This is a genomic window from Endozoicomonas sp. 8E, from assembly GCF_032883915.1.
In the GTDB taxonomy this organism is placed as follows: domain Bacteria; phylum Pseudomonadota; class Gammaproteobacteria; order Pseudomonadales; family Endozoicomonadaceae; genus Endozoicomonas_A.
Window position 1 is genome coordinate 1858192 of the sequence record NZ_CP120717.1, and the last position, 11439, is coordinate 1869630.

At 49.5% G+C, this 11439-nt stretch carries 7 protein-coding genes and 1 pseudogene; 4 read left to right on the top strand and 4 right to left on the bottom strand.

The window, feature by feature from the left end; translation table 11 throughout:
• The first annotated feature begins 89 nt into the window (after positions 1 to 89).
• Entirely contained in the window at positions 90 to 1031 is a 942-nt protein-coding gene (locus P6910_RS06835; RefSeq protein WP_317145524.1) for a ribose-phosphate pyrophosphokinase, read from the top strand.
• A 149-nt stretch (positions 1032 to 1180) separates the two neighbouring features.
• Here P6910_RS06835 and P6910_RS06840 read toward each other — a convergent pair whose 3' ends face one another.
• Together P6910_RS06840 and P6910_RS06845 are read right to left on the bottom strand one after the other, a co-directional pair.
• A complete protein-coding gene (locus tag P6910_RS06840; protein ID WP_317145525.1) occupies positions 1181 to 2605 on the bottom strand; it encodes an HlyD family type I secretion periplasmic adaptor subunit in 1425 nt (474 codons plus the stop codon).
• A 4-nt stretch (positions 2606 to 2609) separates the two neighbouring features.
• Positions 2610 to 4757: a type I secretion system permease/ATPase gene (locus tag P6910_RS06845; protein WP_317145526.1), complete on the bottom strand. Its 2148-nt coding sequence runs from the start codon at positions 4755 to 4757 to the stop codon at positions 2610 to 2612.
• Positions 4758 to 5166: 409 nt separating this feature from the next.
• Between P6910_RS06845 and P6910_RS06850 the strand changes: the two genes are divergently transcribed.
• The 3 genes from P6910_RS06850 to P6910_RS06860 all read left to right on the top strand — a co-directional run bounded on the left by P6910_RS06850 (position 5167) and on the right by P6910_RS06860 (position 8228).
• A complete protein-coding gene (locus P6910_RS06850) occupies positions 5167 to 6450 on the top strand; it encodes a hypothetical protein (RefSeq protein ID WP_317145527.1) in 1284 nt (427 codons plus the stop codon).
• Between the two features lie 207 nt (positions 6451 to 6657).
• On the top strand, positions 6658 to 8031 hold the full coding sequence (locus tag P6910_RS06855) for a hypothetical protein (RefSeq protein WP_317145528.1): 1374 nt from the start codon (positions 6658 to 6660) through the stop codon (positions 8029 to 8031).
• On the top strand, positions 8028 to 8228 hold the full coding sequence (locus P6910_RS06860) for a hypothetical protein (protein WP_317146603.1): 201 nt from the start codon (positions 8028 to 8030) through the stop codon (positions 8226 to 8228). The genes P6910_RS06855 and P6910_RS06860 overlap by 4 nt, the downstream gene beginning before the upstream one ends.
• A gap of 68 nt (positions 8229 to 8296) precedes the next feature.
• Here the strand turns inward: P6910_RS06860 and P6910_RS06865 are convergent.
• Positions 8297 to 8401, bottom strand: a pseudogene (locus P6910_RS06865) (Abi family protein); the annotation flags it as partial.
• A 225-nt stretch (positions 8402 to 8626) separates the two neighbouring features.
• Entirely contained in the window at positions 8627 to 11047 is a 2421-nt protein-coding gene (locus P6910_RS06870) for a hypothetical protein (protein WP_317145529.1), read from the bottom strand.
• Positions 11048 to 11439 lie beyond the last annotated feature (392 nt).

The window sequence follows — 11439 nt, forward strand, 5'->3', positions numbered from 1 at the left end:
ACGCTCATTGCTGTCGGCGATGGGCGTCCTGCGCGTTTGGTGAAGAGCTACATCCACCCACGACTACGACCAGAGCAAGGTATTTATCCGTGTCCAAAATGATGGTGTTTGCCGGCAACTCAAATCCGGAGCTGGTGCACAAGGTTGTCAATCACCTGCATATCCCCCTGGGCAAGGCCTATGTTGGCCGTTTCAGTGACGGCGAAATTGCAGTAGAAATTCAGGAAAACGTCCGTGGTCGTGATGTCTTTATCATCCAGTCCACCTGCGCCCCTACCAACGACAACCTGATGGAGCTGCTGGTTATGGCGGACGCCATGCGGCGCTCGTCTGCGGTTCGCATCACAGCGGTGCTGCCTTACTTTGGTTACGCTCGTCAGGATCGTCGTCCGCGCTCTTCCCGTGTACCAATCAGTGCCAAAGTCGTCGCTGACATGATTGCCGGTGTGGGTGTGGATCGTGTCCTGACAGTAGACCTGCACGCTGACCAGATTCAGGGCTTTTTCGACATTCCTGTGGACAACGTTTACGGCTCCCCAATTCTGCTGGATGATATGGAGCGTCAGGGTTACGAGAACCTGATGGTGGTATCACCCGATCACGGTGGTGTGGTTCGTGCCCGTGCTGTGGCCAAGCGCCTGAATACCGATCTGGCTATCATCGACAAGCGTCGCCCTGAAGCCAATAAATCTGAAGTAATGAACATTATCGGTGATGTTAGTGGCCGTACCTCTGTGCTGGTCGATGATATGGTCGACACGGCCGGTACCCTGTGCGCTGCTGCAGCTGCGCTGAAGTCCAAAGGCGCTACCAAGGTCATTGCCTACTGTACTCACCCTGTTCTGTCTGGCCGTGCTCTGGAAAATGTGGCTAACTCCGAGCTGGACGAACTGGTAGTGACCAACACGATTCCTCTGAGCCCGGCTGCCCAAGCTCTGGGTCGAATTCGCCAGCTGGATATGTCTCCTCTGCTGGCTGAGTCTGTTCGCAGAATCAGTAACGCTGAATCCATCAGTGCGATGTTCCAGTAATTTCAGGGAATTAACGAAAACGCCGTAAGCCCTCGCCCAAACGAGGGTGTCGCGAAGCTCTGACAACTCGTTCCCACACTGGGACCCAAAGAGCCTGATAGCATGGGAACCAGAGTTTTGCGAAAACCTCGCACCAGCTGGGAACGAGTTCAACGGACATTCAGTGCTTCATCACGGTAGCGCAAAAATGGTTCCAGAAAAAATGCCAGCAATCGGCGTTTGCCGGTTTTTACCTCGGCAGAGACCATCATATCCACATGCAAGGGTTCATTCTGACCGTTAACATTGACAGATTGCTGGTTCAATCGGATGTATACCGGATACATAAATCCCTGCTCGTCCTGCTTCCGGGCATCTTTGGAAACCAGCTCGACCACGCCTTGTAAATAGCCAAAAAATGTATACGGAAAAGTTTCTATTTTGATATCGGCCACCATCCCAACCTTCACAAAACCGATATCCTTGTTTTCCACCATGACTTCCGCCTGCAGCTCAGCATTGTCTGGAACCAACGACATCAAAGTGGCAGCTGGCTGGATCACCGAGCCGTCACCCAGCACCGATAATTGCTGTACCGTACCGTCTTCCGGCGCCCGGATATAACAATTCTGATTGTGTTCCCTGGCTTTGATAATGCTGTTCTGTAGTTCAGTAATCTTATCACTGAACTCATTGAGTTTTTCCATGCGTTCATGACGAAATGCTTTTTGTCTACTTTCTTTTTCACTAACAAGCGCTGCCAGCTCTGCCTTTGCTTCATTCTGGCGACTTTGTTGGACCTGCAGCTGCTGGCTGGTATCCAGCTGTTTTTCTCTGGTGGCCAGCCACTCCAGTCGTGACACAAGACCTTTGTCCAATAATTGCCGAGTTGCTTTTTCATTTTCCAGATGCAGGGGGTTAAGTATCTGCAGTCGGTCAATTTCGGCCTGAATCGCCATAACTTTTGCCCGACGCTGATCGATTTGCTGCACTATGGATTGATTGCTGCTCTGATAATGCTGGTAGTCATAATCTAGCAACTGTTGCTGGCGAAACCACTGGTCAGGGCTTGGCTTTCCAGAGAGCGGCAGCTTAGCCTGGGTAACCCATTGCTGCAGGTTGGAAGGCGGCGCCGTAGGCGTTTCCGTTGCGGATTCAAGCAACAATTGCAATCGCCTGACATTGAGCTGGTTTTGCAGCAACATAGCTTCAATCTGGCGAATATCAGCTTCTGGCTCAGTGGGGTTCAGCTTGATCAGTAATTGGTTTTTATGAACATGCTCACCTTCAGTGACATAAATGGTATCCACCCGGCCAGCAATCAGTGATTGTACTTCCTTGACCTTGCCCACCGGTATTATTCTGCCACTGGCGATGACTTCGGTGTCAATAAAGCTGAACCAGCTCCAGAGCAAGACAAAGGTCAGCAGGGCACAAATCAGCAACATCAGGACATGAGCGAACGGTGACGGTGGTGATTCGAGAATTTCAACAGCTGCCGGCAGAAACTCCAGCTCATCTTTTTTGCGCCTGACCCGAGGATGTTTCTTCTCATGGTGCAGGCTGTCTCTGATCAGCGTGAGAATGCGTCCCAATTGTTTAAACTCTTTGTGTTACATCGATTTGTGAAGACCAGAGCTGGGCGTAGCGTCCCTGCTGTTGAACCAGCTCATCATGGCTGCCATCTTCTTCAATAACCCCTTTTTCGATCACTATAATCCGATCACAACGACGGATAGTTGAGAGTCGATGGGCGATGATGATGACGGTGCGGCCTCTGCAGATAGCCCGCATGTTGTCCTGAATAATTTTTTCTGACTCATAATCCAGAGCCGATGTCGCTTCATCAAAAATCAGGATATTGGGCTGGGTGGCCAGTGCTCTGGCAATGGCCAGGCGCTGAAGCTGACCGCCGGACAGCCCTACGCCGCGCTCACCCAGCTCAGAATTGTAACCATGGGGCATTTCGACAATGAAATCATGAGCTCCGGCCAGTTGGGCTGAAGCGATGACCGACTCCATATCCAGGGTTGGATTCGCAAGAGCAATATTGTCCCGAATGGTGCCATTAAACAGCACGCTGTCCTGAAGGACGACACCGATCTGGCGTCGGATCCAGGCTGGGTTTAATAGTGCAAGGTTGGCACCATCAATATAAACCTTGCCACTTTCTGGTATGAAGAGCCGCTGGATCAGCTTGGTCAGCGTTGACTTACCAGAACCTGAACGGCCGGCAATGCCGATCACTTGTCCTGCAGGAATGTCCAGGTCAATGCGGTTAAGTACTGCAGGGCTCGCAGGGCTGTAGCGAAAAACAACGTTTTCAAGCCTGATGGCTCCTTTCATTGCCGGAGGTGAGGATTGACTTAAATGACTCTGGGGCTCGGTAGGAGCATTGATGATGTCACCGAGGCGTTCGATAGCAATGCGAAATTGCTGAAAGTCCTGCCAGAGCTGGGCAAGCCTCAGGATGGGGGCAGAAATCTGTCCTGAAATCATATTGAAGGCGATCAATTCGCCTACCGTCATATGCCCATGAATGACCTCCAGAGATCCCTGCCACATCAACAGAGCGATAACCAGCTTGCTTACCAGCTGCACCGACTGACTGCCGTAAATGCCGGTCACCACGGAGCGAAAAGAGGCCTGAGCAAAACCGGCCAGCTGATGTTCCCAGCGCTGTCGCATCTGGGGTTCGATGGCCATGGATTTAAGGGTCTCTACCCCGGTCAGGGTTTCGGTCAGAAAGGCCTGGTTAATGGCACTGCGGTGAAACAATTCTTCGGTTCTCCGGCGCAGGCGGGGAGTAATCAAAATAGAAATGATAATGTAGAAAGGAATCGAGCCAATCACGATCCAGGCCAGCCGACTGGAATAGAAGAACATGACAACAATAAATAACAGGCTGAAAAACAGGTCTATGACCAGGGTGAGAGCACTGCTGGTGAGGAAATTACGCACATTTTCCAGCTCACGCACACGAGCCACAACCTGACCCACGGGTCGACTCTGGAAGAAAGCCACAGGAAGTTTCAGCAGGTGTCGGAATAACCGGGTACCTAATTCAACATCAACCCGGTTGGTGGTATGTGAAAAAACATAGGTTCTCAAGCCATCCAGCGTAACCTCAAACAGGGAAATGGCCAGCAGTGCGATAACCAGAACATTCAGCGTCATTTCTGCCCGGTGAACCAGCACTTTGTCCATCACCACCTGAAAAACCAGCGGCGTCAGCAGGGCGAATAGCTGCATGAAAAAAGAGGCAACCAATATGTCCCTGAACAGTTTTCGAAACTTGACAATAGCCGGTATAAACCAGCTGATATCGAAGTGCTGATTTTTGCCTGGCAGAACACTTCGATCCGTCACTAAAATGGCCTGGCCACGCCAACGACTCCAGAGTTTATCTAAAGCAATGGACTCTGGTCTCATTCCCTCCCGCTGAATCAATGCTTTGCCATCGCTGATGGCGGCAATAATAAAAAACTGCTCGTTTTTATCTATGGCAATAAACGGACAGTGTATTTTAGTTAATCGCTGTCGCCTGATTCTGACTTGTCTGGCTCTTAGTTTCAGTTGTTTTGCGGCCCTGAGCATCGTCAGTGGGGTCAGGTCTTCTCCCTCGGGGCAGAACTCATGTTTGATGACATTGATGTCAATGGTTTTCTTCAGGTATTGCATCATCAATAAAAAGCAAAACAAGCCACTCCCGGCAGATGGCTCGGTATCAGCATCTGTAGTGCCCATTGGCAATATCCTTTGTCCTGATTTGTGTTGCTAAACGACGCTTTAACCTGAAGATGAAATCTCGTAGTACGTTGCAGCTGTTCAGTTGAGTCTCACAGTGTAGACATCTCCGTTGGTTCCGTTACAAATTTTTTGCGTATCACAAAAACTAGTGCAGCTAAGCCTTGATATCCATACAGCCTCCCTCGTTCATCCTGAGCGGAGTCGAAGGATGTGGACTCCAACAAAGACCGTGCCAACCACCCTTCGACTCCGCTCAGGGTGAACGGAGTTTGGGCGGCATTGATAATTTGGTGCGTGGTAACGAGGAGTGTAGGGATATCAGAGCTTGGCTCCTAGAGATATTTCCATCCATAACTCCATTTAGGATCTATATTCCCTGTTCAGTCACTGTATCTGGGAAATCATCATGAAAAAAACATTCAACCTGTTTCCGTTACTTTTGTGTTTGTTTTATTCGACGGCACAGGCCAGCCCCCCCTCACAAAATGATTTTGATTTTCTTAAGCCTTTTAATGACAGCGCATTGGTGGAAAACGGGCTTGAGTTAACGGAAAGTATTGCCGGGCTCTCTTTGTCTACCCTGCTCAATCTGGGTATCTGGTGGGGTGTGTGTAAAACGCCGGGAATAGTCTCCGGGCTTTCAGGCAAATATGACCCGGCGGCATCGGATACAAAGGAGCTGGAGGCGCTGAAAACGGATTTCTGTTTGCAACTGGCTCCCGTGGCGACTACCGCTGAAGTGGCGCTGGCCGGGCATGTGTCTCCCTGGCCCATGGAGTTCTGGTGGAAACCTCTGTATTTTGCCGGTGCAGGAATGGCAGCTGCCGTCGTTTCCCAAACAAGGGAGTTCGTACCTGTCGCGGTCTTTACCTACTTTGCGTCAGAAGCGGTATCAAGAACTTTAGCCAGCACCACGTGGGTGTTAATGCTAAGAAAAATGAGCGTAAGGGATATTAGAACTGAATGGTATGGGGCTTGGGAAGACGCAATATTTTCTGCGCTTAGTGTGGTTATTGCAGGCGGTGTCGCCTACAAAGCTATGATTCATAATGGCTTCAGTTCAACAAAAGGGATTATTCTTGCTTCTGTTGTCAGCGCAGCGATTGCAGGTGCCCTCTCGGGAATTATTCCAGGGTCAATAATGGATGTGGACGGACAGACAAAGACTGGGATTGGAGCAGCCGACGCCACACACATAGCCGCAGTCCGGGCCCGAGGCGTACCCGGACGCATGTACGCAGCCGCAACCTCAGCCGTGGTCTTAGCCGGAGGCTTGGCCGTAAAGATAATCGAAATAATCGAAACTGGAACCTTAGCTCAATCCATAGATCCATCTCTATCCGGGGTCTTCGCTTTAGGCGGAGCTTTAGTCGGATCCGTAGCCGGAATGGGAGCTGCAGCTGAAGCCAAAGTCGAACCCGAAAAAGGAGTGATGGTCGCAGCCTCTGTCATAACCCTGAGCGGATTCGGAGTTTTGCTTATGCTGGACCGTTCGAAGATAACCTCAGACAACCCCTTTATCACAGCCGGTGTTACTTTAGTGCCTGCGTTGACTTTCGCTGTTATCAATAGTCTTTCAAACTACGCTGTTTATGGCTATCCACTCGAACAAAGCCTTTCAGAGACCGGCTGGACTCAGTGGAAAAAGTTCTATGCGCCCCTGGATTATCTCTCGACTCTGTTTAACTGACAGATTCAATAAAACTGCTGACTCATGGGCTGACTTATTACCGCACTTTGTATTTAGTGCCTGCCCGAAAACCCACAAGTAATCCGATGCAGCAGGCAGCAGCCTCATTGAAATGGCGTACTAAACGTTCTTTTGCAGGCAGATTCTCAATTAAGCGTGCTACTTTATCGGATGGGCGTAAATTCCGTAATTTGAGAGGGTGACAACTTGAATACTGGTATTGTACGTAAAGTTTCTGCCTGCTTTGCGGTTCTCGGGGACTGCGCTTGCTGTATCGTTATTTTTCTGGTTCTTGGCACACCTTCGCTCGGGTTTGGGCTGACACTGGTTGACAACGTGTTGTTGCGTGAAACCTACCCGTTTGCCAATGAGACCCATTGGTTTGGAGCTCCTGCAGGCGTGGCATTATTTGCCCAAAAAAACAATACGACAGTAGTTGTTTTAAACAACAGAGGGCTTTTTCTTACGTTCCAGTGTTCAGAGGATTCTGACCCGTGTGCTGTGCAAACGACGACCCAGATATCACCCAACTCAAGACAACATCGAAGCTTGGTTAAAAATGAAAACTGCTTCTACGTAGCCAGTGATTCGGGTGAAGAGGGAGGAAATATTGGCAGCTTCAGTTGGGAGCATGGGCAGCTGACCACGGGCCCTCTGGTGACGTTTGCTGGTGTTTCATCGCTGGGAGTGAGCCTTGATGGTCAATGGCTCGCGGCTTGCTCTTTACTGATGGGTGAACTGCGGATTTATCAGCAGGAAAAAAACTGTCAAACAGGATCATTCCAACGCTTTGGTGGACAAAATCACCATCTTTTTCGCCAGGGCTGCTCTTCTGCCCGTTTCAGTAAAGACAGCACGCAATTGTGTGTCAGTTCGGCGTTTGACAACCAGATCGCCTGCTTTGAGCAATCGGCTGGAGACTGGCGGCCTGTCACCATAGTGACACCGGCTATTGGTGAGGTTGTTATTGACCAACCTGTTGGGGCTATCTTCGCAGATGCATACTTGTTGATTATCCACAGAGGTGGAGAGTTAGTTTTATGCCCTCCTGAGGTTGCTAATCAATTCACCGGCATCGGTCCTGCTCACTATTCCTATCAGACTCTTGGTTGTCGATTGCATTCCCATCAATGCCAGCATGTCATGAGCCAACAGCTTTGCTCATTCAGTGCCTGTGAGAATGCTATTTTTTCATCGAATGGGGAAGGCGTTGAGAATACCATCGAGTCAAGCTGGCCAGACCTGGGAAAACTGGATGAAATCCGACAATACGACAATAATACTTTTTTGATCGCTGGCGAGCGAGGCTTGCATGTTGTTCAGTTTGACAATGGTAGCCTCTGTTATCAAACAACTCTGACCAGTCGCCGTGGAAGTGACGGTTGGCCAGGAAACCGAATTACGTTTGACTTCAGTGGTGGCCTGATAGTGTTCGGCAATCGCTTTGATCATTCCGTCCATCTCCTGAGGATTCATCAAGCGGGTCAGCCCCTTGAATCTTCTTCACCATTGCTGGTCGCTTCGATGATGCCGCTTCTGACCACGTTGTTTAACGCTGTTGCTATTTTGCGGTGCTGGTGACTCACTTTCTGTTGCAAAAAGATGATGGCCCGTTGTCCGTTTTTGTAGGGGGTGGGAATACCCCCCTATGCGGGACATGGAACTCCACCCCGGGTTTCAGAGAGTTACTCCCCTGTTCGTGGGCACCGGTGAATATGGGTGAAGGGGGAGTAGGAAAGAAAGGGCGAGCCAGGGCTTGCCTTTTACCTCTGAACTGATCAAGTACCGCAACCTCTCCAGTGGGTGTCAGTTTTGCCTGGTCAATAATATTCCGGTTCCAGAGTCGGCTGTGGTGAGCACAGACATTTCTCAGATAATTGAGGCTTCGCAGCCAGGAGGCAAAATGACGACCATTCCTAACCCCGTAGTTTGTTACCTTTGCCCCGGCCACTGGCTGAACGGGTGGTGTGGGTTGTAGTCAACAGCTCCGGATGTTCTGTCAGCATCTCGGCCAGTACAGGGCATCTTGAAATATCGTTGGTTTTTTAAGCGGGTGTACCGAATTTGTCGGTAGCACCCATAGCCAGCAGTTTCTGGTGTTTGAGAGCACTGAGACCCTCACCTGTTTGTTCAGATTGTTGTTTTTCAGAAAGCCTGAAGTCGGGCACCACATGAATTAGTGCTCTTCTGTTTTGTTATTTTTGATATCAACACCAAAGTATTTAAAATAAATTTGCAATCCTCGTTGGTTAAGATACGCGTTTCCGGGACCCTTCGGTATTCTGAGAGCATGATGTGGAATAGTTGGCTCCCCATACCCACATGCGTGATTTTCAGAGGCATCTGCAGTGGTCGTATTTGTGGCTTCGGGGTCATCTGCAGTGGTCGTATTTGTAGCTTCAGGGCCATCTGCAGTGCTGGTATTTGTAGCTTCAGAGGCATCTGCAGTGGTTGTATTTATAACTTCAGGAGCATCTTCAGTAGTCGTATTTATAACTTCAGGAGCATCTTCAGTAGTCGTATTTATAACTTCAGGGGCATCTTCAGTAGTCGTATTTATAACTTCAGGGGCATCTTCAGTAGTCGTATTTATAACTTCAGGGGCATCTGCAGTGGCCGTATCTATAACTTCATGGGCATCTGCAGTGGTCATATCTATAACTTCAGGGGCAGGCCAAGACAGGGCTAAGCTTAAACTGGAGCCTGTATTACCTGGTGCCGGATGCACCAGCATTTGGGTTACTCCATTTGATTCAGGATCAAAGTGAACCATTAAACCGGCTGGCGGTGCTGGTTGATCATTGCTTTCAGGGCGATCAGAGGTATTTTCTGTGTTATCGTCGGATGGGTCTTCTTGATTGAGTTCATGGGTTCTCATCCTTGATCTGTAACATTTAATCAGGCCGTAACCACCCAGACCTGCTACGCCCAACGATGGCAACAGACCAGCAAACACCCGTTTCAGTAATCGGGAGGTGTAATCGGCTGGTTTTACGCTGACCACTGTTCGTATTTGACTGAACTGGTTGTGTGGGTTAGTTGCTGTTACCGTCAGGGGCCATCTTTCTGATAGTGCCCAACCACCGCTCTTTTTACTCAAAGGGGTATCACTCTCGGGGTTGACCACTAAACTTTTGTTTTGCCAAATGAATGGGCAATTGCCTTCATGGCCTTCACAGTCAACCCTGACGATTAATTGAGAATAATCCCTGTTGTCTGACTGATTGGGGTCTTTCACATTCATAGGCCCTACTACGAACTGGTTATTTTCCATATCGGATTCATCGTAGTCGTACTCAGGAGGATCTTGCCAATCTGCGAATAAAGGGGGCGAAACGAGCCTCAGGGTATGGATTGTGCCCCGTCTGCCAATCACGGCTACTTTTCTGCCATCCGGGCTGGAGGCTATGCTGCTGAGTGCCTGAGGCATATTTTGAAAGCCAATGAGTTGAGCCTCCTGAGTTTCCCACTGATCTTCCTTGTTTAAAACCACCAGATGGACGAACCGGTCGGTAGAGGCAATAAAGGCGCTGATGAAGTCATTGGGTAGTTCGGCAATGGTCACGTCGTGCACTCCGAACCAGCTGTCAACTTTCTCAAGATCTTCCGGGTTGGAGACCGATTGCAGCAGATGCAATTGTCCCTGGTCGTATCGAAAAATCAGCAGGGTTTGGGTCTCGGCTGCGACTATCGCAAGGAGGTGTCCATCCGCTGATAGTGTCATACCAACAATGTCTTTCAGAGCCGGAATGTCTGAAGATGAGGCGAGAGTGACATTCTGCCATTGATTCTCCTGCCATTGTTTATCAACTTTAATCAGCGAGCTGGTAATGGTTATACCATTATCGCTTTCCTGTATTTCATTCAGCGCCGCAATATAGGTCAGGTTTGACCGTGGAACAGTGACCACAGGGCCTACTTTCTGGCCCTGGTATCGGGCTAATGGCTCCGCGAACAGAGAGTCTTGCACAGGAGGGGAGGGGGCAAGGACATCTGACCATTTTTGAACAACGTTAAGATTGTTGAAATCAACCAAAAAGCTGGATCTGGAATCAGTAGCATTATCAACAGTCAGCAGAATATGGGAATTGTTATAGAACGAAACAGAACCCTTATAGATATTCAAGGGTTCCTCCCTGACAGCCAGCTCGCTGGAATTCATTAAGAGCAGGCGATGTTCCCGGGTTTCTTCCGCAACACTTGAGCTTGCAATACATGTAATAACAATGAACATAAGGGCAAAGATGGGGAAAGACGTTTTTGCTCTTATATTTTCAGATCTCATAATCAAAAACACCAGTGCAGCCAAACCTTGATATCCATCCAGCCCCCTCGTTCCCATGCTCCGAGGGTGTCGCAAAACTCCAACAGCTCGTTCCCATGCTCTGAGGTCGTCATTCCCTAATTCTGGGGGATCACAAGGCCAGGGGGGCACCGGGCAGTAGAGTTCTGGTGGTGAGTCAGTGTGGATTCCCGCCTTCGCGGGAATGACGGGAGTGAAGCCGGGAATGACGGGAATGAAGTCGGGAATGACGGGAATGAAGCCGGGAATGACTGGAGTCAACCCGTTCCCACGCTGGTGAGAGTTTTGCGACACCCTCTGGTGCGTGGGAACGAGGGGGGAATCAAAAACATCTGGACAGCTGGTACAGACCTGATTTGTATCGCGGTCTTTTCGATAGATAAGACGAGTTCGGTGGTTCATAGGCAACGCCCCCCCTGAATCCTGTCACCAGCCTGAAAATAAAACACACCGGCTGGCAAATTAAACCCTGTTGTACTGTAATCAATCACCAATAAGGTTGTCGTAATACCTGAATTACACAGCGTCATGCAAAGGTCCTTGGCCCTCGGGAATGATAGCAGAGATTCATATCAACCTGAGTACCTCATAAAAATAAGCCTATTGTCGTATATATTTTGTCTTTTTCGGTGTGGCAATCCCGATCACGAAAACGTAAAAAGGCTATCGCAAAAGGTTTTCAAAAA

Excerpts from the sequence above, each read along its gene's own strand:
- P6910_RS06845 (WP_317145526.1), bottom strand. The coding sequence starts at position 4,757 with ATGGGCACTACAGATGCTGATACCGAGCCATCTGCCGGGAGTGGCTTG.
- P6910_RS06850 (WP_317145527.1), top strand. The coding sequence starts at position 5,167 with ATGAAAAAAACATTCAACCTGTTTCCGTTACTTTTGTGTTTGTTTTAT.